The following is a 25,888-nucleotide window of genomic DNA, read 5'->3' on the forward strand; positions in this document are numbered from 1 at the left end:
GTTCTCCGTCGCCCGGCCGGGCCGGGCCGACCCCGGCGGCCGGCCCCGGTCGGACTGGCCGCGCCCTGGTCGGACTGGCCGCGCCCTGGTCGGACTGGCCGGCCCGCGACCCGTCGCCGGCCGGCCGGATCGGCCCCGGCCGCCTCCGCTCAGGAAACCCCCGCGCCACCCGGCCGTCCCAGGCTTTCGCGTCCGCGCGAAACAGTAACGGCCCTGGGCACGCCGTCCGGAGACTCCGTCCATGCGCACCTACCGCGAACTGTTCCGCACTCCGGAGTTCACCCCCTTCTTCGCGGCCGTCGCCGCGCAGACGGCCGCCGGGACCGCGACCGGCCTGGCCCTGGGCACCCTCGTGTACGCCCGGACGGGCTCGCCCCTGCTCTCGGCGCTGGCGATGTTCGGACCTTCGCTGGCCCAGGTGGCCGGGGCGCTCACTCTGCTGTCGGCGGCGGACCGGCTCCCGCCACGCGCCGCGCTGACCGGGCTGGCCCTGCTGTCGGCGGGGGCCGCCTGCGTCCAGGCCGTCCCCGGACTGCCGTTGTGGGCCGCGTTCGCCGTCCTGCTGGTGACGGGGGTGGCCGCGTCGCCGGGCGGGGGCGTGCGGTACGGGCTGCTCGGCGAGATCCTGCCGCGTGAGGGGTACCTGCTCGGCCGCTCGGTGCTGAACATGACGGGCGGCGCGATGCAGATCTGCGGCTTCGCGGCGGGCGGGGCGCTGGTGGCGCTGGTCTCGGCGCGCGGCACGCTGCTGGCCGGGGCGGCCCTGTACGCCGTCGCGGCGGCCGTGACCCGGCTCGGGCTGACCGCCCGGCCGCCCAGGGCGGCCGGGCGGCCCTCGGTCCGGGAGACCTGGCGGACGAACGCGCTGCTGTGGTCGTCCACGCCGCGCCGGTACGTGTTCCTGGCGCTGTGGGTGCCCAACGGGCTCGTCGTCGGCTGCGAGTCCCTGTACGTGGCGTACGCCCCCGGGCACGCGGGGCTCCTCTTCGCGGGCGGGGCCGTGGGGATGCTGGCCGGGGACGCGCTGGTCGGGCGGTTCGCCGCGGCCGGGGCCGGCCGTCCGGTTCAGGCCGGACCAGGGTGCGGGGTCGGGCGCGTACAGCGGCGGGGCGGCGGAGCGACGCGACGCGGAGCGCCGGTGACCGGGGACGACGCCGCGGACGCGCGTACCGGGGCAGGCGAGCCCGGATCGATCCGGACGACGGCCCCCGGGTCGCGGGCACGGCTCGGGGCTCCGCTGCGGCTGCTGCTGGCCGCGCCCTATCTGCTCTTCGCGTTGCGACCGGGGCCGCCCCTCGCACTGGCGCTGGTCGTCGTGGCGAGCGTGGGCTTCGCCGCGAGCCTGCTGCTCCAGGAACGGCTGCTGGCCCTCACCCCGCGGGAGCTGAGCGGCCAGGCGCTCGGGCTGGGCTCCTCGGGCATGCTCGCGATGCAGGGGGTGGGGGCCGCCGTGGCGGGCGGGGTCGCCCAGCTGACGTCGCCCGCGGCGGGCATGGCGGTGGTCGCGGGCCTCTCGGTGGCGGTGACGCTGGCACTGGCGCCGGGGCTGCGTACGCCGGTCGCCGCCGACGGGGGCAGACTGCTCGCAGCGAACGGAGCACCGCGAGCGTCCCGCACCCCCCGGACGGAAAAGACCTCATGAGCGACAACGCCAGGCCCGGCCAGAAGGAAGCCATGCTCGCCGGTGAGCCCTATCTCGCCGACGACCCCGAACTGGCGGCGGACGCCCTGCACGCGGCCGTGCTGAGCGAGCGCTACAACGCCACGCCGGCCGCCGACCATGAGGCCCGGCGCGCGGTGCTCGCCGAGCTGCTCGGCGAGGTGGGCGAGGGCGTGGTGGTGCGGCCGCCGCTGCGGGTGGACTACGGCTACCGAACCACCATCGGGCCGCGTACGTTCATCAACTTCGGCGCGGTCCTGCTGGACGTCGCCCGCATCACCATCGGCGCGGACGTCCAGCTGGGCCCGAACGTCCAGCTCCTCACCCCGACCCACCCCCTCGACCCCGAACCGCGCCGCGCCAAGTGGGAGGCCGCCGAGCCGATCACCATCGGCGACAACGTGTGGCTGGGCGGCGGGGTGATCGTCTGCCCCGGGGTGAGCATCGGTGAGAACACCGTGGTCGGTGCGGGGGCGGTCGTCACGAAGGACCTCCCCGCGAACGTGGTGGCGGTCGGCAACCCGGCCCGCGTGATCCGGACGCTCGGCGGTCCGGAGGCGTGACCCACCGGCGCGCCCGGCCCCGTACGGTCACGCCGACCGCCAGGCGTCCGTGGCGCAGGAGACCTCGAAGTGCCACCAGCCCTCGTCCCGGCCCCGCGCGAGCAGCGCCTTCACGCCGCGCAGGTCCGCGCCGCCGGGCACGGTCAGGGCGACCAGCGGGACATCGGCGCTGAAGACCTCTCCCGTGAGCCCGAATCCGGCGAGCCGCTCGTGGACGGCCCGCACGTCGTGCCCGAGCGGACCGTCCGGCACGGGCAGCACCCGGACCGTGCAGTTGCCCGAGTCCGCCACCCGGCCGGCGGCCCAGTGCACGCCGTCGCCGTCCGTCCGGAACCGTACGGTCTCGCCCTCGGCGACCCCGTCCCGGAGGAAGGGCACGTTGTCCACCCGCGCGGTGTCCGGGCCGAGCCGGGTCGCCCACAGCCCCTCGGTCGCGTACGGCGGCGGCCCGTCCCCGCGCGCGGCCACCCGGAACCAGACCTTGATCTGGTCGGCTTCGCCGGGTGGGCGCGGCGGTCCGGCGGGAGGACTCATGGCCCCATGGTCCCCCGCTCGTGGCGCCGCCGCCTGTCCACCGCGGCGCCCCGGCCACGGCATCGGCTTCCGGAGCCGACGGCCGCTCGCGCCGCGGTGCCCGGCGGATTCCCCGACCGTCCCCCGTACGGGAAGGACCGCGACGGCGCCGTACCCGACGGCCGCCGCGCCCGCGCCGCTCAGGTACGCCCGTAACGGATGGTGTGGTCCGCGAACTCCAGCGCCATCTCGGTGGTGACGGTGGGTCGGGTGCGGCTGATGGTGCGCAGGAATTCCTCGGTGGTGGGGTGGGCGCGGGTGCCGGATTCGAGGGTGCGCTCGAAGACGGCCTGGGCGACGGTCCGGGCGGCCTGCTTGATGTCGGCGGGGGTGAACCCCTCGCTGGCGTCGGCGAGGAGCGCGGTGTCGGCCTCCGCTCCCGTACGGGCGAGATAGCTGGCCCAGAGCGCGGTCCGGGCCTCGTGGTCGGGCGGACCGACGGGCAGGACGTAGTCGAACCGGCCGTGGCGCAGGAACGCGGGATCCAGCGCGGCGACGGTGTTGGTGGCGCAGATCAGCAGCCGCCCGTCACGGTCGCGGAACCGCACGATGGACTTGAGCAGCTCGTTGACCACCCCGACGGACACCGGGTCGGCGAGGTTGCGCGCCCCCGCGACCTCCTCCACCTCGTCGATGAAGACGAGGACGTGGTCGAGCCGGGCGATCTCCTCGAATCGGCGGCCGAGCCCGTTGGCGAGGCCGTCCTCCAGGGCGAGCCGGGAGGGGAACAGCTCGACGAACGGCCAGCCGAGCCGGCTGGCGACGGCCTGGGCGAAGGTGCTCTTGCCGGTGCCGGGCGGGCCGAACAGCACGACGGCCTGCGGCGGCTCGACCCCGTGCTCGTCGGCGATCTCGGGATGCGCCAGCGGCAGGACGATCCGCCGCTCGACGAGCCCTTTCTCCTCCGCCATCCCCGCGAGCCGCTCCCAGAGCCCGGCCGGCGGTACGGTCGCGCCGAGCGAGGCCAGTACGGCGGAGCCCTCGGCGGTCACCGACTGGACCTTCTCGTAGTAGGTGAGCCCCCGGTGCACCCGGAACCCGGAATTCGCGAGCGCGGTGGCCCCGGTCTCGTCCTCGGGCAGCACCGCGGCCACGAGCACCGCACCGGCCCCCTGCACGCGGTGCTCCAGCGCGGACAGCAGCGCGGTCCCCAGCCCCAGATTCCGCCAGGCGGGATGCAGGGCGATCCGCAGCAGCCACGCCCGCTCCCCGTCGACCCGCCCCACGGCGGCCCCGACCAGGTGCCCGTCGGCCACGGCCACGACCCCGGGGTTCTGGCCCTGGAGCGCGGCGACGACCTCCGACAGCCGGAACACGGCGGGCTCCTCCGTGGTCCCGCTCTCCCCGTCGAGACGCACGACGGCTTCGAGGTCCTCCGGCACGAAGTCCCGCACATGCCACACAGCCATGGTCCGGCACCCGCCCAGACGTCGACGATCCCGGTCTCCTGCCCCCGTCTCTCCATGATGGGGCGGGCGGGGGCGGGCCGCCTGCCGACGCGACCCCCCGGGAGCGGGAACGGCTCCGCCCCCGGCCGGGAGTCCCGGGCGGGGGCGGAGCCGTGGTGCGAGTACGGCCGGGGCTCAGCCCTCGCCGGTCAGGCTGATGGTGACCGTGCGCTCGGCCGGGGTCGTCCCGCTCAGGGCGGTCTTCATCGCCTGGGCCACGTCGTCCGGGCCGACCTGGTGCTTCTTCCCGTCGGCCTTGACCGCCATGATCCCGTCGAAGACACCGTCCAGCAGCGTCTCGATCGCCTTCTTGTCGTAGACGTCGACCAGTCGGCCGTCCACCGGCTTCATGGACAGGATCTGCGGCAGGGACCGGGCCGGGCCGAACTGGATCTGCTTGGGGCCGGCCTTGATGGTGATCAGACCGGACATCGCGGGCTGGGCGAACTCCCTCATCGCCCGGTCCAGTTCGGCCTGGGTGATGGTGGGTTCGCTGGTGGTGACGGGGAGTTCGACCACGTTGGCCTCCCCGGTCTGCACCTGGGCGCGGTAGGCGTCCCGGACCGAGATCAGGGACTGGCCGGCGTCCAGCGTCTTGCCCGGCTTGCCCGGCACCGCGATGGCCTTGTTCGGTTCGAAGCGGATGGTGGCGTCGTTGGACGAGCCGGAAGCACCCGCCAGGTCGGACAGCGCCACGCCGAGCTTCTCCTCGTCGACCGGGATCACCGGGTCGGCGGGGCGTTCCCCGCCGAACAGCGAACCGATCACCGAGACGGGGTTGTAGTCGCTGCCCGCCGCGCCGCGCACGGTCTCCTGGCTGTCCAGGGTGAGACCGGCCTTCTCGGGGTCGAGCTTCTCCTCCTTGCCGTCCACGGACAGCGTCAGCGGCGTCTTGGCCCGCTCTCCGAGGGCGGCTTCGAGCTTGGTGACCGCCTCTTCCTTCGTGCCTCCGCCGATGTCGACCCCGAGCACCGTGGTGCCCTTGGGGACCTCGGCGTGGTTGAGCAGGAGACCCGCCCCGTACGCGATGCCGAGCAGCGCGACGACCGCCACCCCGAGCAGGACCAGCTTGGAGCGGCCCTTCTTCGCGGGGGCGGCGGGGGCCGGGGCGGCCGGGGCGCCGGGCGCTGGGCGGCGGGGCCCGGCGCGGCAGCACCCGGTCCGCCGGGACCGCCGGGACCGCCGAGGCCCGGCACCGGGGCGCCGGGGGCGCCGGGGGTGCCCGGGAACGTGGCGCGGGGCTCGCTGGGCACCACGGGGATGCCGCTCGTCAGCGTGTCGCCCGAGACGTGGCCGCCGGGGCCGGGTTCGGGCGCCGGGGCCTGCGGGGTGAGGATCGCGGTGTCGTCGGACATCCGGGGCGGTACGCCGCCGGGGGTGCCCGGGACCATCGGGCCGGGGCCGCCGAGGCCCGGGACGCCGTCGAGGTTCGGGGTCAGCGACGAGGAGCCGGTGACCGGTCCCGCGGTGGGGCCGGCCGGGCCGGGCGTACGCACACCGGGACCGGGGGTGGACCGTGGTCCGCCGCCGGGCGGTTCGGTGCCGTAGCTGTCGAGCGCGCTGCGGGCGGGGCCGGAACCGGGCGCGCCCGGACCGCCGCCGGACGCCGGGGCGTCCGAGAAGTACGGCAGGTCGGGGCGCGAGCGGCCCGCACCGCCGTCGGCCCCGGCACCGGGACCGCCGGGACCAGCCGGACCACCGGCACCCGGACCGGCGGGACCGCCGGAGCCGGGACCAGCCGGACCACCGGAGCCCGGACCGCCCAGTCCGCTCTGGTGGCCCGCGTCGCCGGGACTGCCGGCGCCCGGACCGCCCGGACCGCCCGCACCAGGACCGGTCGGACCGCCGGCGCCGGGGCCGCCGGGAGCACCCGTGCCCGCCGCCGGTGCGGCGGTCGGCGCCTTGCGCGGGCGAACCAGTCGCTGCCGCTCTTCTCCCGGGCCGGCTTGTCCGCGGGCGTCGGGTCCGCGGCCGGGCCGCCGTCCCGGGCCGGTCCGCGGGCGCGCCGCCGTTCGGGCCGGGGCCCGTCCCGCACCGGCGCCCGGCGCGGCCGGCGGCGTGCCGGGGCGCGGGGTGGCGCCGGTGCGCTCCGCGTCGGGACGGCCGCCGCCGGAGATGTCGCTCTCCGCCATCGGCGTCCGCATCACGACGGGCGGGATGGGGCGCGAACCGGGGATGTTGATCCGGATGCGCGTCGTCAGCGTCGTCTCGGTCCTGGGTTCCTCGGGCCGGGGCGGATCCACGGATTCCGGGTTCTCGTCAGAGCCGTCCTGCGACGGATACTGGCGGGATCCGTACGGCGGCGTACCCGAGGGGTACGCGGCTCCGCCGCGGCCCTGGGGCCCGGAGGACGAACTGTCAGTTTCACGACTCAAAGCAGGTTCTCCCGATTGGCTCCGCCGCCCGTACTTCCCCCATGCCGCAGGCCAGGGGACGGCTCGGCGCGCGCACCACCATACTGGCCGCCGCCGTCGGACACTCCGCGACCGGGTGAAACCTCCACCCGTGCGTCACACCTGTGAGGGTCGTTCCGGACCCGGACGTGGCACTTCATGTACCGGACCGGCCGCTGTGGATGGCTGATTGAGGCACTTTGGAGGTGGTGGCACAGATCACAGCGACGGCCGTCCCGCCGAGCATGAAGAGCACCAGGCCGAGTTCGTCGCCGAAGACGTAGTCGCCCTCCGGCCGGCCGCTCAGCAGAAGGAACACGGTGATGAACCAGCCGGCCGCCGGGGCGAGTGCGCCGATCTGGGTACGGGTCAGGATGCGGCCGCCGTAGAAGAGGCCCCCGGAACCCGCCAGAGCGATGATCAACCCTCCCGGGAACCAGGCCGCTTGGACGAGGGTTCCGGCGAGGGCGACGAGCGCGCCGAGGATCGCGAGGCCCAAGTAGGCCGCGATCCGGGCCGGGTTCGGCCGGGCGGCGAACCCGACGTGCTCGGGCTCCCGGGGCGGGGCGTTGCGCCGCGGCGCGTGGGAGGAGCCAGCGCGGCCGCGGGGCTTGTCGGGGGTGCCGCTCATGCCGGGCCTCCCTCGGTGTCCGCCGCGCCCGCGCCCGGGAGGCCCGCGAACAGGTCGCTCTCGCGCCGGGGTGCGGCCACGCCGCGTCCGCCGCGCACCAGTTCGTAGCACTCGGTCGTCAGCAGGGGCTGGCCCAGGTCGTTGGAGAGGGCGAAGAACGGGCCGTCGACCGTGATCTGGGTGGCGTGGGCACGCATCGCCGCGGACTTCGCCGCGGCGTACGCCGATCCATCGATCTCCGCGGTGATCCGCTCCGCTCCGGTCACGCCCGGGACGTCGGCGACGGCGGCGATGCCGGGGAAGGCGTCGGGCGCGGTGCTGCGCAGCCGGTCGAAGGCGGCCTCCAGCGTCTCGCGCTCCACCCGGTTCCAGTAGATCTTGGCGATGGCGTGCGGGGGGCCGGAGCCGTGCGCGGGGTCGGCGGCCAGGTCGGCGGCGCGCATGGCGACGCGGTGGGCCTGGATGTGGTCGGGGTGGCCGTAACCGCCGTCCGGGTCGTAGGTGATCAGGACCTGGGGGCGGATCTCCCGGATCACTTCGACGAGGTGGGCGGCGGCCTCGTCCACCGGCGTGGACCAGAAGGAGCCGGGGCGGCCGTTCTGTTCGGCGCCCATCATCCCGGAGTCCCGGTAGCCGCCCGCACCCCCCAGGAAGCGGTGGTCGGTGATGCCGAGCTCCTGCATCGCCGCGGCCAGCTCCCCGACGCGGTGGGGCCCCAGCGCGTCGTCCCGGTCGGCGGCGAGGCGGGCGAGCGAGGGCGGGATGACCTCGCCCTCCTCGCCGAGCGTGCACGTCACCAGGGTGACGTGGGCGCCCTCGGCCGCGTACCTGGCCATGGTGGCGCCGTTGTTGATCGACTCGTCGTCGGGGTGCGCGTGCACGAGCAGCAGACGGCGGGCGGGGAGGTCCTTCATGGGGACCACCCTACGAGCCCGGAGGCCCCCCGTGCCCCCGCGCCCCCGCGCCCGCCCGCCGCCCCGTCGGGCGACGGCCGGGTCAGAACTTGATGCTGCTGATCATTCCCGCCACGTTGGTCGTCAGATCGGAGATGGTCGGTGCGATGGACGAGCTCGCGATGTAGAACCCGAGCAGCATGCAGACCACCGCGTGCCCTCCCTTCAGTCCGGATTTCCGGATCAGCAGGAAGACGATGATCGCCAGCAGCACTACCGCCGAAATCGAGAGCGCCACGGCGGTTCACCTCCATCGGTACGTTCGGACGGTCGGAACGGGGGTACAAGCGGTCAGCAGGTTCCTACCCACCGAGCGCTACGGATCATAACTTTCCGTGCCGACGCATTGATCGGGGCACGGCAGCACGAGGGGCGCACGAACCGTGCCGCGCGGCCGAGTTCACGGCTAGGTTCGGAGCCATGACCTCGCAGAAGCTGTCCTTTCCCCGCCAGCACGCCCGGACCCAGCGCTTCACTCTCGGCGCACCTCGCGCCTTCACCGTCTCACCGGATGAGACGCGTGTGATCTTCCTCCGCTCCACGTCCGGCACGGACCGGACCACCCGGCTCTGGGTGCTCGACCCGGCGACCGGCGAGGAGCGGATCGCCGCCGATCCCGACGTTCTGCTGGGCGGTTCGACGGAGAAGCTGTCGGCGCGGGAGCGGGCACGGCGGGAGCGGACCCGGGAGGGTTCGTCGGGGATCGTCTCCTACGCGGTGGACGCGGCGGCGGAGTTGGCCGCGTTCGCGCTGTCCGGGAAGGTGTACGTCGCCGAGCTGCGGGCCGGGACCGCGCGGGCGCTGCCGGTGCCGGGCCCGGTGATCGACCCCCGCCCGTCCCCCGACGGCCGGCACGTCGCGTACGTGACCAAGGGCGCGCTGCGGGTGGTGGACGCGGCGGGCGAGGGCGACCGGGCGCTGGCCGAGCCGGAGGGCCCCGAGGTCACCTACGGGCTGGCGGAGTTCATCGCGGCCGAGGAGATGCAGCGCCACCGGGGTTTCTGGTGGTCGCCGCAGTCGGACCGGCTGCTGGTCGCGCGGGCCGACGAGAGCCCCGTACAGCGGTGGTACATCGCCGATCCGGCCCACCCGGAGCGCCGGCCGGCCGAGGTCGCCTACCCGGCGGCGGGGACGCCCGACGCGGAGGTGCGGCTCTTCGTGGTGGACCTGGCGGGGGACCGTGCCGAAGTGGTCTGGGACCGGGAGGCGTTCCCGTACCTGGCCCAGGTCCACTGGTCGTCCGCGGGTGCTCCGCTGCTGCTGGTGCAGGCCCGCGACCAGCGCAGTCAGCGGTATCTGGCGGTGGACCCGGAGACGGGTGCGACCCGGATCGTCCATGTCGACGAGGACCCGGTCTGGCTCGATCTCTTCCCCGGGGTGCCCGCGTGGGCGCCGGACGGGCGGCTGGTGCGGATCGCCGACGAGGGCGGCGCGCGGGTGCTGGCGGTCGGGGACCGGCCGCTCACCGGGTCGCAGCTGCACGTCCAGGCGGTGCTGGACATCGGGGAGTCGGACATCCTGGTCTCGGCGGTGGCCGGTGAGGACGCGGTCGAGCCGGAGGTCGGGCAGATCCATGTGTACCGGGTCAACGAGCTGGGAATCGAGCGGATTTCCGAAGGGGTGGGTGTGCACTCCGCGGTCCGCTCGGGCACCCTCGCGGTGGTGGTCTCGGCCGTCCCCGAGGAACCCGGAACCGCCGCGTGGGTGGTGCGGGACGGGAAGCGCCTGGTCCGCGTCGCGAGCTTCGCCCAGGAGCCGGTGCTCGCCGCCCGCGTGACCCTCACCGAGGGGGGCGCACGGCGGATTCCGTGCGCCGTTCTGCTTCCGTCGGACTACCAGGAGTCGGACGGTCCCCTTCCGGTCCTGCTGGATCCGTACGGCGGGCCGCACGGCCGCCGGGTCCTCGCCGCCCACAACCCTCACCTGACCTCGCAGTGGTTCGCCGACCAGGGCTTCGCGGTGGTCGTCGCGGACGGGCGGGGCGCGCCGGGCCGCTCGCCGGCCTGGGAGAAGGCGGTGCGGGACGACTTCACCCTGACCCTCGACGACCAGATCGAGGCGCTGGAGGGGCTCGCGGGGCGGTTCCCGCTGGATCTGTCCCGGGTGGCGATCCGTGGCTGGTCGTACGGCGGTTACCTGGCGGGCCTCGCGGTGCTGCGCCGCCCGGACGTCTTCCACGCGGCCGTGGTGGGCGCCCCGGTCACGGACTGGCGGCTGTACGACACCCACTACACCGAGCGCTACCTCGGCGACCCGGCCCGGCAGCCGGAGGTGTACGCGGCCAGCTCCCTGGTCACCGACGACGGGCTGTCCGAACCCGCGTCCGAGGTGCGGCCGATGATGATCGTGCACGGTCTGGCCGACGACAACGTGGTGGTCGCGCACGCCCTGCGACTGTCCTCGGCGCTGCTGGCGGCCGGGCGGCCGCACGAGGTGCTGCCGCTGAGCGGGGTGACGCACATGACGCCGCAGGAGCAGGTCGCCGAGAACCTGCTCCTGCTCCAGGTGGACTTCCTCAAGCGGTCGCTGGGGCTGACCGGCGCCTGAACCGCCCGCGGCGCCCCGCCCGACCCCGGTTCACCAGCGGGGCGGCGGGGACGAGGGCGGGGGCCCGAAGCCGCCCGGCGGAGGGCCGAAGCCGGGGGCCTGGGGCGGCCGGTGGCCCTGCGGCCCGTACGGGCCGGGGGCTCCTCGCCCTGCGGCACGGGACGGCGGCCCGCCGCTCCCACCACGATCGGGGCGAGTCCGGCCACCAGCGCGGCGTGCGGGGTGAGCAGCGCCCGGTCGCGGAGCTCTTCCGGGGCCGGGGCGTCGGCGACGGTCCAGATGCCGGGCAGCCGCAGGACGAAGGCCACGACGCCGGTGACCATCAGGACCGGGACGGCCGGAGGCGGAGCGGAGTGCCGCCACGGCCGCGGCGGCACAGGCGAGCAGGAGGACGAGGCTGGTGGAGGTGGCGGCGGGCGACCGGCCGGAGCGCCAGGACGACGCTCCGGCCGGACCACGGCACCCGCACGGCCGTACGCTGTTCAGGATGAGGCGTTCGTATATCGGAGCGGCGACGGCGGAGTTGCTGACGTGTTAACGATCCTGACGCCGCTTCATGACGTTTCGTCCTCCCCGGGCCCCGGGGTCTCCCCCGGTCCCGGGGGCTCCTTCGGTCCGGCGGTACCCGTCGATCCCGGGGTCTGCTCCGGCCCCGGAGTACCCACCGGCCCCGGGGACTCCGCCCGCCCCGGTGACTCCGCCGGTCCCGAGGTCTCCAGTTCGCCCTCCGGCGGCACCACGAGCTTCTCCTCCGCGAAGTGGCACGCCGAATCGTGCCGGGCCGGAGTGTCAACGAGCCGGAACTCCGCGGGGACCGCCAGCAGCGGCACCTCCAGTTCGCACCGCTCCTGCGCCTTCCAGCACCGGGTGCGGAAGCGGCAGCCGGAGGGGATGTTGGCGGGCGAGGGGACGTCACCGTGCAGGATGATCCGTTCCCGGTGCTCGCGGGCGGTCGGGTCCGGGACGGGCACGGCGGACAGCAGCGCCTGCGTGTACGGGTGGGTGGGGTGGTCGTAGATCTCCGCGTCGGAGCCGATCTCCACGATCCGGCCCAGGTACATCACGCCGACCCGGTCGGAGATGTGCCGGACGATGGACAGGTCGTGCGCGATGAAGACGAAGCTGAGGTTGAACTCCGCCTGGAGCCGGTCCAGCAGGTTGACCACCTGGGCCTGCACGGAGACGTCCAGCGCGGAGACCGGCTCGTCGGCGACGATGATCTCGGGGTTGAGCGCGAGACCGCGGGCGATCCCGATGCGCTGGCGCTGGCCGCCGGAGAACTGGTGCGGATAGCGGTTGATGTACTCCGGGTTGAGCCCGACGACGTCCAGCAGGTCCTGCACCTTCTGCCGCCGGCTGCCCTTGGGGGCGACCTCGGGGTGGATCTCGTACGGCTCCCCGATGATGTCCCCGACCGTCATCCGGGGGTTCAGCGAGGTGTACGGGTCCTGGAACACCATCTGGATGTTGCGGCGGACCGCCTTCAGCGCGCGGCCGGACAGCCGGGAGATGTCCTCGCCCTTGTAGCGGATCGCCCCGGCGGTGGGGCGTTCCAGGTGGACGAGCATCTTGGCGACGGTCGACTTGCCGCAGCCCGACTCCCCCACGATGCCCAGCGTCTCGCCCGCGTACAGGTCGAAGTCGACGCCGTCGACGGCCCTGACCGCGCCGATCTGCCGCCTGAAGAGGATGCCCTGGGTGAGCGGGTAGTGCTTGGCGAGGCCGCGCACCTGGAGGATCGGGTCGCCCTCGGTGTACGGGGCGGCGGTGTCCTCGCCCGCGGTGGACAGCAGGGTGGAGCCGGCCGCGCCGCCACCGGTCTTCCCGTTCCCCTCGCGGTCAGCGTGCATCGAGCGTCTCCTTCCAGAAGTGGCAGGCGCTGCGGCGCTGTTCGTCGACCTCGTAGAGCGGCGGCACATCGCTGCGGCACACGTCCCGGGCCATCGGGCAGCGGGGGTTGAAGGCGCAGCCGGGCGGGATGCGGGTGAGGTTGGGCGGCAGGCCCTTGATCGCGTACAGCTCCCGGCCCTTCTGGTCCAGGCGCGGGATCGACTGGAGAAGGCCCCTGGTGTACGGGTGGGCGGGCGCCTTGTAGATCTCGTGGACGGGGGCGGTCTCGACGATGCGGCCCGCGTACATGACGGCGATCTTGTCGGCGACGTCGGCGACGACGCCGAGGTCGTGGGTGATCAGGATGAGTCCCATGTTCAGCTCGCGCTGGAGTTCCGCGAGGAGCTCCATGACCTGGGCCTGGACGGTCACGTCGAGGGCCGTGGTGGGCTCGTCGGCGATGATCAGGGACGGTTCGAGTGCCATGGCCATGGCGATCATGATGCGCTGGCGCATCCCGCCGGAGAACTGGTGCGGATACTGGTTGACGCGTTCCTTTGCGGCGGGGATGCGGACCCGGTCCATCAGCTCGACCGCCCTGGCCCTGGCGTCCTTGCGGGACATGCCGCGGTGCACGACGAACATCTCGCCGAGCTGCTGGCCGACGGTGAGGACCGGGTTCAGCGAGGACAGGGCGTCCTGGAAGATCATGGCCATCTCCTGGCCGCGGATCTTGCGCCGCTCGTCCGGCTTGAGCTTCAGCAGGTCCTGGTCCTTGAAGAGGATCTCCCCGCCGGCGATCTTCCCGGGCGGCATGTCGAGGATGCCCATGACGGCCTGGGCGGTGACGGACTTGCCGGACCCGGACTCGCCGAGGACGGCGAGCGTCTCGCCCTCGGCCACCGAGTAGTTGACCCCGTTGACGGCCTTGGCGACGCCTTCGCGGGTGTGGAACTCCACGTACAGGTCGCGCACTTCGAGCAACATGGCAATCGGCTCCTCAGCGCAGCTTGGGGTCGAGGGCGTCGCGCACCGCGTCGCCGAGCATGATGAACGCGAGCACCGTGATCGCCAGCGCTCCGGCGGGCCAGAGCAGCATGTGCGGGGCGTTGCGGACGTAGTTGGCCGCCGCGGAGATGTCAATGCCCCAGGAGACGGCCGGGTCCTTCAGGCCGACGCCGAGGAAGGACAGGGTCGCCTCCAGCGAGATGTACGTGCCGAGCGCGATGGTCGCCACGACGATGACGGGCGCGATGGCGTTCGGGGTGATGTGGCGCAGCATCATGCGGGAGTTGGAGGCGCCGAGTGCGCGGGCCGCCTGCACGTAGTCGTTCTGTTTGGCGGTGATGACCGAGCCGCGGGCGATACGGGCGATCTGGGGCCAGCCGAGCAGGACGATGAAGCCGACGACGGGCCAGACGGTGGAGCTGGTGACGACGGAGAGGAAGACCAGACCGCCCAGGACGACGGGGATGCCGAAGAAGACGTCGGTGAGGCGGGAGAGGCCCGCGTCCCACCAGCCGCCGAAGAAGCCCGCGAGTCCGCCGAGGACGCTGCCGAGGATCGCCACGCCGAGGGTCGCGCAGACGCCGACGGTCACCGAGGTGCGGGTGCCGTAGACGACGCGGGTGTAGACGTCGCGGCCCTGCGGGTCGAAGCCGAAGGGGTGGCCGGGCTCGGACCCCTTCTGGGCGTCGGCCAGGTCCGCCTGGAGCGGGTCGCCGCTCGCGATGAGCGATGGCCAGATCGAGATGACCACCAGGAAGAGGATGACCAGCGAGGAGATGATGAAGACCGGGTTGCGCCGCAGGTCGCGCCAGGCGTCCGACCAGAGGCTCCGCGGCTTTCCGGTGGGCCCGGTGCCGTCGGGTCCGTCGAGGTTCTTCTCCAGGCTGGTGCCCTCCTCCATGGCGAGGTCCGTCGGCCCGCCGGCGCCCCCCTGGGAGATCGCTTCGTCCGGGGTCTGCGGCTCAGGCATAGCGGATCCTCGGGTCGAGTACGGCGTACAGGAGGTCGACGATCAGGTTGGCGGCCAGGAAGACGAGGACGAGGATCGTGACGAAGCCGACGACGGTCTGGGAGTTCTGCCGCAGGATGCCCTGGTAGAGCTGGTAGCCGACGCCGTGGATGTTGAAGATCCGCTCGGTGACGATGGCCCCGCCCATCAGCGCGCCCACGTCGGTGCCGATGAAGGTGACGACGGGGATGAGGGAGTTGCGCAGCAGGTGCCGGACGACGACCCGGCGCCGGGGCAGCCCCTTGGCGACGGCGGTGCGTACGTAGTCGGCGCGGGCGTTCTCCGCGATCGAGGTCCGGGTGAGCCGGGTGACGTAGGCGAGCGAGACGGAGGCCAGGACCAGCCCGGGGACGAGGAGTTCGTTGAAGGTGGGGTCGGCGGAGACCGAGGGCTTGATGATGCCCCACTTGACGCCCAGGAGGAGCTGGAGCAGCAGGCCGGTGACGAAGGTGGGGACGGCGATGACGATCAGCGTCAGGACGAGGACGGTGGTGTCGACGGGCCTTCCGCGCCGCAGACCGGTGACGACGCCGAGCGTGATGCCGATGACGATCTCGAAGACCACCGCGACGATGGTGAGCCGGATCGTGATGGGGAAAGCGGTGGCCATCAGCTCGGTGACCTTCTGGCCGTTGAACGCGGTGCCGAAGTCGCCGGTGAACACGTTGCCCATGTAGGTCAGGTATTGCTGCCAGACCGGCTTGTCGAGGCCGAACTCGGAGCGCAGCTGGGCAGCGGTGGCCGGGTCGCACTGGCGGTCGCCGCAGAGGCCCGCGATGGGGTCGCCCATCACGTTCACCATGAGGAAGATCAACAGCGTGGTGCCGAAGAAGACGGGGATCATCTGCAGCAGCCGCCGGATCACATAACGTCCCATGAGGGGCTCCGGGGGGTCGTGGCTAGCAGTACCGGGCGGGTCGTGCGCGAAGGTCACGGGGTGCGCGGACGGCACGCGTGCGCGAGGGGCACGGGTGCGCGGACGGCACGGGAGGCGCGGACGGCGCGGGAGGTGCGAAGACGGCCGGGGCGCCGGCGTGTCGGGCGTCCCGGCCGTCCGCGTCGCTCAGCGCGTCACTTGACGGTGATCTCCTCGTAGACCGGGACGCTGAACGGGTTCAGCTCGACGTTGTCGATGCGGTCCGAGTAGCCGGCGCTGCCGTTCTGGTACCAGAGCGGGATGACCGGCATCTCGGTGACGAGGATCTTCTCCGCGTCCTGGAAGGTGGTGATCGCCTTGGCCTTGTCGCTCTCGGCGTTGGCCTGGTCGACCAGGTCGTCGAACTGCTGGTTGCTCCACTTGCCGTCGTTGGACGGGGCGTTGGTGTAGTAGAGCGGCTGGAGGAAGTTCTGGATCAGCGGGTAGTCCATCTGCCAGCCCGCGCGCCAGGGTCCGGTGAGCTTCTGGGTGGAGACCTGGGCGCGGAAGTCGGCGAAGGTGCCGACGGGGCCGCCGACGCAGGCCCTGTTGTTGCCCATCACGTTGTTGATGCTGTTGCAGACGGCGTCGACCCATTCCTTGTGGGAGCCGGTGTCCGCGTTGTACGAGATCTTCAGCTGGCCGCCGGGGATGCCGCCGCCCTCGTCGATCAGCTTCTTGGCCTCGTCCTTGTTGTACGTGCACTCCTTGCCGCAGAGCCCTTCCTTGAAGCCGCCGTCCTCGCCGAGGACCGGGGAGGTCCAGTCGGAGGCGGGGGTGCGGGTCTTCTGGAAGATCTGTTCGGTGATCTGCGGCCGGTTGATCGCCATCGACAGGCCCTGGCGGACCTTGCGCGCGTCGTCGGTGTCCCACTCCTCCTCGTAGAAGGGGAAGGCCAGGGTCTGGATGATGCCGGCGGGGGTGTTGATGTACCGGTCGCCGAGGTCGGCCTCGACGTTGCGGAGCTGGGAGGCGGGGACGTCGTCGACGAGGTCGAGGTTGCCCGCGGTGAGGTCGGTGTAGGCGGTGTTGTTGTCGGTGAAGACCTTGAGGTCGACGCCGCCGTTCTTCGCCTTGTCGTCGCCCGGGTAGTCGTCCCACCTGCGCAGCTTCATCGAGGAGCCCTTGGCGTACGCCTCGATGGTGTACGGGCCGTTCCCGACGGGCTTGGAGAGCCAGGCGTCGTGGTCGTCGTAGAAGGCCTTGGGCAGCGGGACGAAGGCGCTGTAGCCCAGGGTGTCGGGCCACAGGGAGAACTTCTGCGTGAGCTTGGCGGTGAAGGTCAGGTCGTCGACCACCTTCAGGCCGGACATGGTCTCGGCGGAGGCGGAGCCGGACTCCGGGTGGACCTCGTCGTAGCCCTCGATGTACTGGAAGAAGTAGGCGTTCTTCTGGTTGTTCTTCAGGGCGGCGCCGTAGTTCCAGGCGTCGACGAAGGAGTTCGCGGTGACCTTCTCGCCGTTGGAGAACGTCCAGCCGTCCTTGAGCTTGATCGTGAAGCTCTGGGAGTCCGTCGAGTCGATCGACTCGGCGATCATGTTCTTGGCCTCGCCGGTCTTCGGGTCGTAGCGGATGAGTCCGCGGAAGACCATGTCGAGGACCTTGCCGCCCTGGACCTCGTTGGTGTTGGCGGGCTCCAGCGGGTTCTGCGGGTCTCCCCAGGAGGAGCTGACGATGCCGTCGGCGCCGCCGCCGCTGCCACCGTCGCCGTCACCGCCGCCGCAGGCCGTCGCCGCGAGAGCGACGGCCACCGCACAGGCGGCCCACCTGACGTGTGTGGCTCCGCGCATGAAGTGCCTCCTAGAGTCATCGAGTAGCTCAATGCCTCATATCACCGCATAACGCCACACATCGCATGCGGGGTTGCCCCGTACGGGCAGGGGGGCGGCGGACACGGCGCAGGCCCGGTCCCCCTCGGAGGGGGACCGGGCCTGCGTCGTTCGACCGACGGAGGCGGTCACGCCGCGTGCACGACGTCCTTGTCCTCGGCGAAGTGGCACGCCGACTCGTGCGCCGCCGGGGTGTCCACGGAGACGAAGCGCTCGGGGATCGCGAGCAGGGGCTCCTCCGTCGCGCAGCGGTCCTCCGCCTTCCAGCAGCGGGTGCGGAAGCGGCAGCCGGAGGGCGGGTTCGCCGGTGACGGAACGTCACCGGTCAGGATGATCCGCTCGCGTCCCTCGCGGGCCGACGGGTCGGGGACCGGGACCGCCGACAGCAGCGCCTGGGTGTAGGGGTGCGTCGGGTGGTCGTAGATCTGCGTGTCCGTGCCGATCTCGGCCATCTTGCCGAGGTACATCACGCCGACCCGGTCGGAGATGTGCCGGACGATGGACAGGTCGTGCGCGATGAAGACGTAGGACAGGTTGAACTCGTCCTGGAGCTTCTCCATCAGGTTGATGACCTGGGCCTGCACCGACACGTCGAGCGCGGAGACCGGCTCGTCGCAGATGATGATCTCCGGGTTGAGCGCGAGGCCGCGGGCGATCCCGATGCGCTGGCGCTGGCCGCCGGAGAACTGGTGCGGGTACCGGTTGATGTACTCCGGGTTCAGACCCACGACGTCCAGGAGCTCCTGGACGCGGCGGCGCCGGTCGCCCTTCGGTGCCACCTCGGGGTGGATGTCGAAGGGCTCCCCGATGATGTCGCCGACCGTCATGCGCGGGTTCAGCGAGGTGTACGGGTCCTGGAACACCATCTGGATGTTGCGGCGGACCGCCTTCAGCGCGCGGCCGGACAGCTTGGTGATGTCCTGGCCCTTGTAGAAGACCTCGCCGGCCGTCGCCCGCTCCAGGGTCATCAGGAGCTTGGCGACCGTGGACTTGCCACAGCCGGACTCGCCCACGATGCCCAGGGTCTCACCGGCGTACAGGTCGAAGGAGATCCCGTCGACGGCCTTGACCGCGCCGATCTGCTTCTTGAAGAGGATGCCCTGGGTCAGCGGGAAGTGCTTGACCAGGTTGCGCACCTGGAGGATCGGCTCGCCCTGGCTGACGGATGCGTCGACGGCGGCTACGGCCTCCGCCTCGGTCGCGGCGTCCGCGGTCTCCACGTCGGAGACGTTCGGGGCGGCGTCCACGGGCTCCTTGTCGAGCTCAGCCATGGATCGTCTCCTTCCAGAAGTGGCACGCGCTGCCGCGGCCGACCAGTTCGAGGCCGTCCTGCTCGGTCACGGGGGCGAGCGGCGGAATCTCGGTACGGCAGATGTCCTGCGCCTTGGGGCAGCGCGGGCTGAAGGCACAGCCTGAGGGGATACGCGTCAGGTTGGGCGGCAGCCCCTTGATCGCGTAGAGCTCCTGGCCCTTCTGGTCCAGGCGCGGGATCGAGTCGAGCAGACCCCGGGTGTACGGGTGGGCCGGGCGGCTGTACAGCTCGCCGACCGGGGCCGTCTCCACGATCCGGCCCGCGTACATCACGGCGATCTTGTCCGCGACGTCGGCGACGACGCCGAGGTCGTGGGTGATGAGGATCAGACCCATGTTGTACTCACGCTGGAGCTCGGCCAGCAGGTCCATGACCTGGGCCTGCACCGTCACGTCGAGCGCGGTGGTCGGCTCGTCCGCGATGATCAGGTCCGGCTCCAGGGCCAGCGCCATGGCGATCATGATGCGCTGGCGCATACCGCCGGAGAACTGGTGCGGGTAGTCCGAGATACGGGCCGCCGCCGCCGGGATCTTGACCTGGTCCATCAGCTCGATGGACTTGGCCTTGGCGTCCTTCTTGGACAGGCCCTGGTGCACACGGAACATCTCGCCGAGCTGGAAGCCGACGGAAAGGACCGGGTTCAGCGAGGACAGCGCGTCCTGGAAGATCATCGCGATCTTGCTGCCGCGGATCTTCCGGCGCTCCTCGTTGGACATCTTCAGCATGTCCTGGCCGCGGAAGAGGATCTCGCCCTGCGTGATCTTCCCGGGCGGCATGTCGAGGATGCCCATGATGGTCTGCGCGGTCACGGACTTGCCGGAGCCGGACTCGCCGAGGACGGCGAGGGTCTCGCCGGCGCTGACGGTGTAGTTCACACCGTTGACCGCCTTGGCCACACCGTCGCGGGTGTGGAACTCCACGTGCAGGTCGCGGACGTCGAGCAGTGGACCGTCGCCACTCACGGACTCCCGCGGTGCGGGGACGTGAGCCGTCTTGTCGATGGTGGTCACGAACGCCTCCCTCAGCGCATCTTGGGGTCGAGGGCGTTGCGGACCGCATCGCCGAACATCAGGAAGGACAGCACCGTGATCGAGACCATCACCGAGGGGATGATCAGGACCGTCGGAACGTTGCGGAGCTGGTCCTTCGCAGCGGACACGTCGATACCCCACGAGACCGTCGGCTCGGCGAGGCCGATACCGAGGAACGACAGGGTGGCCTCGGCGGCGATGTAACCACCGAGCGCGATGGTCGCGACCACGATCACCGGAGCGATGGCGTTCGGCAGGATGTGCCGGACCAGGATCCGGGTGGTGGAGGCGCCGAGCGCCTTGGCGGCGACCACGTAGTCGGCCTGCTTGATCGTGATGACCGAGCCGCGGGCGACACGGGCGATCGAGGTCCAGCCGAGGAAGGACAGCGAGAGGATGACGACCCAGACGGAGCGCTCCTCGAAGGTGGTCAGGATGACCATGGCGCCGACGATGAAGGGGACGCCGAAGAAGACGTCGGTGATCCGGGAGAGGATCGTGTCGATCCAGCCGCCGAAGTAGCCGGCGATCATCCCGATCACCAGGCCGGTGATGGTGACCGCGATGGTCACGATCACGCCGACCATGATGGACGCGCGGGCGCCGTAGATCAGACGCGCGTAGATGGAACGGCCCTGGACGTCGTAACCGAGCCAGTCGGGGGCGAAGAAGTGCCCCCAGTTCGGCTTCTGGAGGTAGTGCTCGGCCAGGTTGGCGTCGCGCGGCGAGGCGCTGGTGAACAGGCCCGGGAAGATCGCCATGACGGTGAGCAGCAGGATCAGCACCATCGAGACGAGGAAGAGCGGGTTGCGGCGCAGGTCGTGCCAGGCGTCCGACCAGAGACTGCGCGGCTTGCCGGGCGCGGGGCCGGAGTCCGTGGTGGTCGGCGCCTGCGTCGCGGCGGCCGGAGCGTCGGTGCTCTTGGTGAGTGCGGTGGTGTCAGGCATACCGGATCCTCGGGTCCAGGACCGCGTAGAGCAGGTCGACGAGCAGGCTGCAGACGAGGTAGACGATGACGAGCAGGGTCACGATCCCGACGACCGTGGCGCCCTCACGCTTCGCCAGGGCCTCGAAGACGAGCGATCCGACGCCCTTGATGTTGAAGATGCCCTCGGTCACGATCGCGCCGCCCATCAGGGCGCCGATGTCGGTGCCGAGGAAGGTGACGACGGGGATGAGCGAGTTGCGCATCAGGTGGATGCCGACGATGCGGCGGCGCGGCAGGCCCTTGGCGACAGCCGTACGCATGTAGTCGGCGCGGATGTTCTCGGCGACCGAGGTGCGGGTGAGCCGGGCCACGTACGCGAGCGACAGTGACGCCAGCACGATGGCCGGCATGATCAGCTCGCTGTTGGTGGGTTCGAGACTCACGTTGGGCTTGGCGATGCCGAGCTGGAACGCGAAGAAGTACTGAACGAGGAAGCCCAGCACGAAGGACGGCATGGAGATGAGCACCAGCGTCAGGCCGAGCAGGCCGCGGTCCCGGATCGAGTCGGCCTTCAGGCCGGCGAGGATGCCGAGCGAGATACCGGCGACGACCGTGAAGACGAAGGCGAAGATCGCCAGTCTGACGGTGATCGGATACGCGTCGGCGATGACGTCGGCGACCGGACGCTGCGTTCCGATCTGCGTGCCGAGGTCGCCCTGGAACAGGTTGCCCAGGTAGTTCAGATACTGCAGCCAGATCGGCTTGTCGAGGCCGTACTCGGCCTTCAGTGCCGCGATCTGCGAAGCATCTACGTGCTGTTCACCGGCAAGTGCTCTGACGGGGTCGCCGGGCAGTGCGTACATCATCAGGAAGACCAGCAGGGTCGACCCGATGAAGACCGGGATCATCTGGAGCAGTCGTCGTGCGACATAGCGCCCCATGGGTGCCTCCGTGTGGGGATAACTGCGGCGTGGGGGCCGCCTCTTCGCAGAGACGACCCCCACGCCTCCGACCGCGCCGATGGGCGGCGCGGGCGGATGACGGCCAGTTGGGGAATGACCCGCAGGCGTTACTTGGTGGTGACGCCGGTCAGTTCGAGGTCACCGTGGAAGTCGACCTTGACGTTGTCGACGTTCTTGCCGTGGCCGCCGTTGATGGCGTAGTACCAGAGCGGGATGGCCGGCATCTTGTCGACCAGCTTCTTCTCGACCTCCTGGTAGGCGGCGACGGACTCCTCCAGGGAGTCGGCCTTGTCGCCCTTCGCCATCAGGTCGTCGATCTCCTTGTCGGAGAACCGGCCGTTGTTCGACTCCGCCTTGGAGTGGTAGAGCTCCTTGAGGAAGTTCACGTTGACCGGGTAGTCGGCCACCCAGCCACCGCGGTAGAAGCCCTTGACCTCGTTGTTGTCACGCGCTTCGAGGTCGGTCGGGAAGTCCGGCTTGGCGTCGCCCACGCAGTCGACCCCGGTGGCGTTGCGGATGGACTCGCAGACAGCGGTCACCCACTCCTTGTGCCCACCGTCGGCGTTGTACTGGATGGAGAACTTGTTACCCGGAACACCGCCGCCCTCCTTGATGAGCTCCTTGGCCTTGGCCGGGTTGTACTTCAGGATGTCCGAGTCGAGGGTCTGGTTGCCCTTGACCTGCGGCGGCGTGAAGCTCGTCGCCGGGATGCGCGTGCCGTTCAGGACGGTCTTCGTGATGGTGTCACGGTCGATCGCCATGGACAGACCCTGGAGGACCTTGGGGTCGATGTCCTTGAACGTGTCCGAGTAGAACGCCGGGTTCAGCGACTGGATCGCCGCGTACGGCTGGTCGATCGCGCCGTCGCCGAGGTCCGACTTGTACTTCGGGAGGTCACGCGGGCCGACCTGGCGGATCATGTCCAGGTTGCCGGAGATGAGGTCGGAGTACGCGGCCTCGACGGTCGAGTAGTTCTTGAACTGGATGCCCTTGTTGGCAGCCTTGTTCGGACCCTGGTACTCGGGCCAGGCCTTGACCTGGATGAGCTTCTTGTGGGTCCACTTCTCGAACGTGTACGGGCCGTTGCCGATCGGCTTCTGGCCGAACGCCTTCGGGTCGTCGTAGAAGACCTTGGGCAGCGGCGCGAACGTCGCGTAACCGAGCTTGTAGTTGAAGTACGGGACCTTGTTGCTCAGCTCGATCGTGAACGTGGTGTCGTCCACGGCCTTCAGGCCCGACATCTCCTTGGACTTGGGCGCACCCTTCTCCGGGTGGACGTCGTCGTAGCCCTTGATGTCCGAGAACCAGAACGCGTTCTGCTGCTTGTTGTCGACGTTGGCGTACCAGTTCCACGCGTCGATGTACGACTGCGCGGTCACGGCCTCACCGTTGTGGAACTTCCAGCCGGCCTTGAGCTTGACGGTCCACGTCTTGGAGTCTTCGGTCTCGACGGACTCGGCGTTCGTGAGAACGATCTCGCCCTTCTCGTCGAAGTCCAGCAGCTGGGTGAACAGCGACTGGATGACGTAGGAGCCGTTGCTCTCGTTCGTGTCGGCCGGCAGCAGAGGCTTCTGGGGCTCGCCGACGTCGATCGAGACGTAACCGGCGGGCTGTCCCGACGTGTTCTTCTTGCCCTCGTCGCTGCTGTCGCCGCCGCCACAGGCAGTCGCGGCCAGGGCGATGACGGCCGCTCCCGCGACCCACTTGGCGCTCTTGGCACCGCGCATGGGTTTCCTCCTCATGAGTCCACTTTTGACTACAAGAAGGGCACTGGAGAGATTCACCGACACCCCTGACGGTGATCGTTCAGTGCCCCGAGTGTGCTCGTGAGTCGGCACTCCCCACAGTGCGTGACCCATTGACCCGAGCTCAATGCAGCCAACTATTGAGTACGCCCGGGCTGTAAACCACACTTAAAGGGTCTCGGTTTGACAACATCAGACCCCTTCGTGTGCCCGAAATCCGGACAAAGTGATCCCAGACAGACACGCCCGAAACGGACTGTTAACACATGTTCCGGAGAGCGACCCCCGATATCCGGACACCCCGGTCGGGAAAAGCGATTGACGAAGGCCCGGCCCACCACAGTGTCCGTGGTGGGCCGGGCCTCGTGTCAATGCCTGTGCTGACGGTCCGTCCGACGGGGTGACCTGCCCCGGGACGGGCCTGCTCATACGGAGCGTACGCCTCCGGCCGCCCCGGGCCCCGCGGAGGGGCTCAGGGAAGACGGAGGAACGTCATCCGGCGCGGGCTCAGCCGTGCTTGGCGCGCGAGGCGGCGCGGCTGCGCTCGCGCTGGTCCAGGACGACCTTGCGGATACGCACGGTCTCCGGGGTCACCTCGATGCACTCGTCCTCGCGGCAGAACTCCAGGGACTGCTCCAGCGACAGCTTGCGGGCCGGGACCACGTTCTCCGTGGTGTCCGCGGAGGCCGCACGCATGTTGGTGAGCTTCTTCTCCTTGGTGATGTTGACGTCCATGTCGTCGGCGCGGGAGTTCTCGCCGATGATCATGCCCTCGTACACCTCGGTGCCGGCCTCGGTGAAGATGACACCGCGCTCCTGGAGGTTGACCATCGCGAACGGCGTGACCGAGCCCGCGCGGTCGGCGACCAGCGAACCGTTGTGACGGGTGCGCAGATCGCCGAACCACGGCTCGTGGCCCTCGAAGATGGAGTGCGCGATGCCGGTGCCGCGGGTCTGGGTCAGGAACTCCGTACGGAAGCCGATGAGGCCGCGGGACGGGACGATCCACTCCATGCGCACCCAGCCGGAGCCGTGGTTCGTCATGGTCTCCATGCGCCCCTTGCGGGTCGCCATGAGCTGGGTGATGGCGCCGAGGTGCTCCTCGGGGGAGTCGATCGTCATGCGCTCGATCGGCTCGTACGTCTTGCCGTCGACCTGCTTGGTGACGACCTCGGGCTTGCCGACGGTCAGCTCGAAGCCCTCGCGGCGCATCTGCTCGACCAGGATGGCGAGCGCCAGCTCACCACGGCCCTGGACCTCCCAGGCGTCGGGGCGCTCGGTGTCCAGGACGCGGAGCGAGACGTTACCGATCAGCTCGCGGTCCAGACGGTCCTTCACCTGACGGGCGGTGACCTTGTGGCCCTTGCCGCCCTTGCCGACGAGCGGCGAGGTGTTGGTGCCGATGGTCATCGAGATGGCGGGCTCGTCGACCGTGATCAGCGGCAGCGCGATCGGGTTCTCCGGGTCGGCCAGCGTCTCGCCGATCATGATGTCCGGGATACCGGCGATGGCGCAGATGTCACCGGGGCCCGCCACCTCGGCGGGCTTGCGGGTGAGCGCCTCCGTCATCAGCAGTTCGGTGATGCGGACGTTGGACATGGTGCCGTCGCGCTTGATCCACGTGACGGTCTGGCCCTTGCGGAGCTCGCCCTGCTCGACGCGGCAGAGCGCGATACGGCCGAGGAAGTTGTCCGCGTCCAGGTTGGTGACGTGGGCCTGGAGCGGCGCGGCCTCGTCGAACTCGGGGGCCGGGACGTGCGCCAGGATCGTGCTGAAGAACGGCTCCAGGTTGTCGCTGTCCTGCGGGACGGTGCCGTCCTCGGGCTTGGTCAGCGAGGCGACGCCGTCACGGGCGCAGGCGTAGACGATCGGGAACTCGATCTGGTCCTCGTCCGCGTCCAGGTCCAGGAACAGGTCGTACGTCTCGTCGACGACCTCGGCGATCCGGGAGTCGGGGCGGTCCGTCTTGTTGATGCAGAGGATGACCGGCATCCGCGCGGCCAGCGCCTTGCGCAGCACGAAGCGGGTCTGGGGCAGCGGGCCCTCGGAGGCGTCGACGAGCAGCACGACGGCGTCCACCATCGACAGACCACGCTCGACCTCGCCACCGAAGTCGGCGTGACCGGGGGTGTCGATGATGTTGATCGTGATCGGGTCCCCGCCGTCCTTGGGGTGATACTTCACCGCCGTGTTCTTGGCGAGGATCGTGATGCCCTTCTCACGCTCCAGGTCGTTCGAGTCCATCATGCGGTCGTCGAGCGACTCGGCAGCGTGCGCGGCGAAGGAGCCGGCCTGCTTCAGCATGGCGTCGACCAGCGTGGTCTTGCCGTGGTCGACGTGGGCGACGATGGCTACGTTACGGATGTCGTGGCGCGTGGGCATGGGTGGCTTGCGCTTCTCTCGGATCGTGGGATCAGGCGTCTCAGTCGGTCTTCGAGTCCTCGTACGCCCGCCGGGCGGCACGCCACGGCTTGTCCCATCGTACGGGCCTCGGGCGCGCCGGGCTTCCCGGGCTGATCCGCGAGGGCGGTCTTCCCGTGTGATTCAGGC

At 70.9% G+C, this 25,888-nt stretch carries 20 protein-coding genes; 3 read left to right on the forward strand and 17 right to left on the reverse strand.

Annotated elements, in window-relative coordinates:
• The first annotated feature begins 241 nt into the window (after positions 1–241).
• Both KME66_RS33870 and KME66_RS09970 read left to right on the forward strand, forming a co-directional pair.
• Positions 242–1,642, forward strand: a complete 1,401-nt coding sequence (locus KME66_RS33870; protein ID WP_253208278.1) for an MFS transporter — start codon at positions 242–244, stop codon at positions 1,640–1,642.
• Positions 1,639–2,223 carry a sugar O-acetyltransferase gene (locus KME66_RS09970; protein ID WP_073215022.1) on the forward strand — a complete coding sequence of 195 codons (585 nt, stop codon included), beginning with the start codon at positions 1,639–1,641 and terminating at the stop codon, positions 2,221–2,223. Before KME66_RS33870 ends, KME66_RS09970 begins: the two co-directional genes overlap by 4 nt.
• Before the next feature lie 27 nt (positions 2,224–2,250).
• On the opposite strand, the gene KME66_RS09975 is transcribed toward KME66_RS09970, so the two are convergent.
• The 6 genes from KME66_RS09975 to KME66_RS10000 form a co-directional block, all read right to left on the reverse strand.
• Complete coding sequence (locus tag KME66_RS09975; protein WP_073215024.1) at positions 2,251–2,757, reverse strand: DUF4265 domain-containing protein; 507 nt, start codon at positions 2,755–2,757, stop codon at positions 2,251–2,253.
• Between the two features lie 179 nt (positions 2,758–2,936).
• Positions 2,937–4,205 carry an ATP-binding protein gene (locus KME66_RS09980; RefSeq protein WP_073215027.1) on the reverse strand — a complete coding sequence of 423 codons (1,269 nt, stop codon included), beginning with the start codon at positions 4,203–4,205 and terminating at the stop codon, positions 2,937–2,939.
• A gap of 174 nt (positions 4,206–4,379) precedes the next feature.
• A complete protein-coding gene (locus KME66_RS33875) occupies positions 4,380–5,297 on the reverse strand; it encodes a hypothetical protein (RefSeq protein WP_253208279.1) in 918 nt (305 codons plus the stop codon).
• Positions 5,298–6,794: 1,497 nt separating this feature from the next.
• Entirely contained in the window at positions 6,795–7,268 is a 474-nt protein-coding gene (locus KME66_RS09990; protein ID WP_216321087.1) for a DUF6113 family protein, read from the reverse strand.
• Positions 7,265–8,182 carry an N-acetyl-1-D-myo-inositol-2-amino-2-deoxy-alpha-D-glucopyranoside deacetylase gene (gene mshB / locus KME66_RS09995; RefSeq protein ID WP_216321090.1) on the reverse strand — a complete coding sequence of 306 codons (918 nt, stop codon included), beginning with the start codon at positions 8,180–8,182 and terminating at the stop codon, positions 7,265–7,267. Before mshB ends, KME66_RS09990 begins: the two co-directional genes overlap by 4 nt.
• Before the next feature lie 82 nt (positions 8,183–8,264).
• On the reverse strand, positions 8,265–8,459 hold the full coding sequence (locus KME66_RS10000; RefSeq protein WP_010063247.1) for a hypothetical protein: 195 nt from the start codon (positions 8,457–8,459) through the stop codon (positions 8,265–8,267).
• Positions 8,460–8,641: 182 nt separating this feature from the next.
• On the opposite strand from KME66_RS10000, the gene KME66_RS10005 reads away from it, so the two are divergent.
• Positions 8,642–10,768: a S9 family peptidase gene (locus tag KME66_RS10005; protein ID WP_216321093.1), complete on the forward strand. Its 2,127-nt coding sequence runs from the start codon at positions 8,642–8,644 to the stop codon at positions 10,766–10,768.
• A gap of 554 nt (positions 10,769–11,322) precedes the next feature.
• On the opposite strand, the gene KME66_RS10010 is transcribed toward KME66_RS10005, so the two are convergent.
• From KME66_RS10010 to typA, 11 genes are all read right to left on the reverse strand, one after another.
• On the reverse strand, positions 11,323–12,618 hold the full coding sequence (locus KME66_RS10010) for an ABC transporter ATP-binding protein (protein ID WP_216321096.1): 1,296 nt from the start codon (positions 12,616–12,618) through the stop codon (positions 11,323–11,325).
• Positions 12,608–13,585 (reverse strand): ABC transporter ATP-binding protein, encoded by a 978-nt coding sequence (locus tag KME66_RS10015; protein ID WP_073215043.1) that lies wholly within the window; start codon positions 13,583–13,585, stop codon positions 12,608–12,610. Before KME66_RS10015 ends, KME66_RS10010 begins: the two co-directional genes overlap by 11 nt.
• A gap of 13 nt (positions 13,586–13,598) precedes the next feature.
• The gene (locus KME66_RS10020) at positions 13,599–14,576 is read right to left on the reverse strand and encodes an ABC transporter permease (RefSeq protein WP_073215045.1); all 978 of its coding nucleotides are present in this window, start codon (positions 14,574–14,576) and stop codon (positions 13,599–13,601) included.
• Positions 14,569–15,492 carry an ABC transporter permease gene (locus tag KME66_RS10025; RefSeq protein ID WP_073215048.1) on the reverse strand — a complete coding sequence of 308 codons (924 nt, stop codon included), beginning with the start codon at positions 15,490–15,492 and terminating at the stop codon, positions 14,569–14,571. Before KME66_RS10025 ends, KME66_RS10020 begins: the two co-directional genes overlap by 8 nt.
• Before the next feature lie 194 nt (positions 15,493–15,686).
• Positions 15,687–17,321, reverse strand: coding sequence for an ABC transporter substrate-binding protein (locus KME66_RS10030; protein ID WP_216321098.1), 1,635 nt, complete (start codon positions 17,319–17,321; stop codon positions 15,687–15,689).
• Between the two features lie 167 nt (positions 17,322–17,488).
• The gene (locus KME66_RS10035) at positions 17,489–18,631 is read right to left on the reverse strand and encodes an ABC transporter ATP-binding protein (protein WP_216321101.1); all 1,143 of its coding nucleotides are present in this window, start codon (positions 18,629–18,631) and stop codon (positions 17,489–17,491) included.
• The gene (locus KME66_RS10040; RefSeq protein ID WP_073215058.1) at positions 18,624–19,682 is read right to left on the reverse strand and encodes an ABC transporter ATP-binding protein; all 1,059 of its coding nucleotides are present in this window, start codon (positions 19,680–19,682) and stop codon (positions 18,624–18,626) included. Before KME66_RS10040 ends, KME66_RS10035 begins: the two co-directional genes overlap by 8 nt.
• 11 nt (positions 19,683–19,693) lie before the next feature.
• Positions 19,694–20,650: an ABC transporter permease gene (locus KME66_RS10045; RefSeq protein WP_216321104.1), complete on the reverse strand. Its 957-nt coding sequence runs from the start codon at positions 20,648–20,650 to the stop codon at positions 19,694–19,696.
• Entirely contained in the window at positions 20,643–21,572 is a 930-nt protein-coding gene (locus KME66_RS10050; protein ID WP_073215063.1) for an ABC transporter permease, read from the reverse strand. The genes KME66_RS10045 and KME66_RS10050 overlap by 8 nt, the downstream gene beginning before the upstream one ends.
• A 128-nt stretch (positions 21,573–21,700) precedes the next feature.
• A complete protein-coding gene (locus KME66_RS10055; RefSeq protein ID WP_216321106.1) occupies positions 21,701–23,320 on the reverse strand; it encodes an ABC transporter substrate-binding protein in 1,620 nt (539 codons plus the stop codon).
• A 525-nt stretch (positions 23,321–23,845) separates the two neighbouring features.
• Positions 23,846–25,720: a translational GTPase TypA gene (typA, locus tag KME66_RS10060; protein ID WP_073215068.1), complete on the reverse strand. Its 1,875-nt coding sequence runs from the start codon at positions 25,718–25,720 to the stop codon at positions 23,846–23,848.
• Positions 25,721–25,888: the final 168 nt, after the last annotated feature.

The organism is Streptomyces sp. YPW6 (assembly GCF_018866325.1).
In the GTDB taxonomy this organism is placed as follows: domain Bacteria; phylum Actinomycetota; class Actinomycetes; order Streptomycetales; family Streptomycetaceae; genus Streptomyces.

Excerpts from the sequence above, each read along its gene's own strand:
- KME66_RS33870 (WP_253208278.1), top strand. The coding sequence starts at position 242 with ATGCGCACCTACCGCGAACTGTTCCGCACTCCGGAGTTCACCCCCTTC.
- KME66_RS10005 (WP_216321093.1), top strand. The coding sequence starts at position 8,642 with ATGACCTCGCAGAAGCTGTCCTTTCCCCGCCAGCACGCCCGGACCCAG.
- typA (WP_073215068.1), bottom strand. The coding sequence starts at position 25,720 with ATGCCCACGCGCCACGACATCCGTAACGTAGCCATCGTCGCCCACGTC.
- KME66_RS09980 (WP_073215027.1), bottom strand. The coding sequence starts at position 4,205 with ATGGCTGTGTGGCATGTGCGGGACTTCGTGCCGGAGGACCTCGAAGCC.
- KME66_RS10030 (WP_216321098.1), bottom strand. The coding sequence starts at position 17,321 with ATGCGCGGAGCCACACACGTCAGGTGGGCCGCCTGTGCGGTGGCCGTC.
- KME66_RS10055 (WP_216321106.1), bottom strand. The coding sequence starts at position 23,320 with ATGCGCGGTGCCAAGAGCGCCAAGTGGGTCGCGGGAGCGGCCGTCATC.
- KME66_RS10015 (WP_073215043.1), bottom strand. The coding sequence starts at position 13,585 with ATGTTGCTCGAAGTGCGCGACCTGTACGTGGAGTTCCACACCCGCGAA.
- KME66_RS09970 (WP_073215022.1), top strand. The coding sequence starts at position 1,639 with ATGAGCGACAACGCCAGGCCCGGCCAGAAGGAAGCCATGCTCGCCGGT.
- KME66_RS10050 (WP_073215063.1), bottom strand. The coding sequence starts at position 21,572 with ATGGGGCGCTATGTCGCACGACGACTGCTCCAGATGATCCCGGTCTTC.
- KME66_RS10020 (WP_073215045.1), bottom strand. The coding sequence starts at position 14,576 with ATGCCTGAGCCGCAGACCCCGGACGAAGCGATCTCCCAGGGGGGCGCC.
- KME66_RS10035 (WP_216321101.1), bottom strand. The coding sequence starts at position 18,631 with ATGGCTGAGCTCGACAAGGAGCCCGTGGACGCCGCCCCGAACGTCTCC.
- KME66_RS09990 (WP_216321087.1), bottom strand. The coding sequence starts at position 7,268 with ATGAGCGGCACCCCCGACAAGCCCCGCGGCCGCGCTGGCTCCTCCCAC.
- KME66_RS10045 (WP_216321104.1), bottom strand. The coding sequence starts at position 20,650 with ATGCCTGACACCACCGCACTCACCAAGAGCACCGACGCTCCGGCCGCC.
- KME66_RS09975 (WP_073215024.1), bottom strand. The coding sequence starts at position 2,757 with ATGAGTCCTCCCGCCGGACCGCCGCGCCCACCCGGCGAAGCCGACCAG.
- KME66_RS10010 (WP_216321096.1), bottom strand. The coding sequence starts at position 12,618 with ATGCACGCTGACCGCGAGGGGAACGGGAAGACCGGTGGCGGCGCGGCC.
- mshB (WP_216321090.1), bottom strand. The coding sequence starts at position 8,182 with ATGAAGGACCTCCCCGCCCGCCGTCTGCTGCTCGTGCACGCGCACCCC.
- KME66_RS10025 (WP_073215048.1), bottom strand. The coding sequence starts at position 15,492 with ATGGGACGTTATGTGATCCGGCGGCTGCTGCAGATGATCCCCGTCTTC.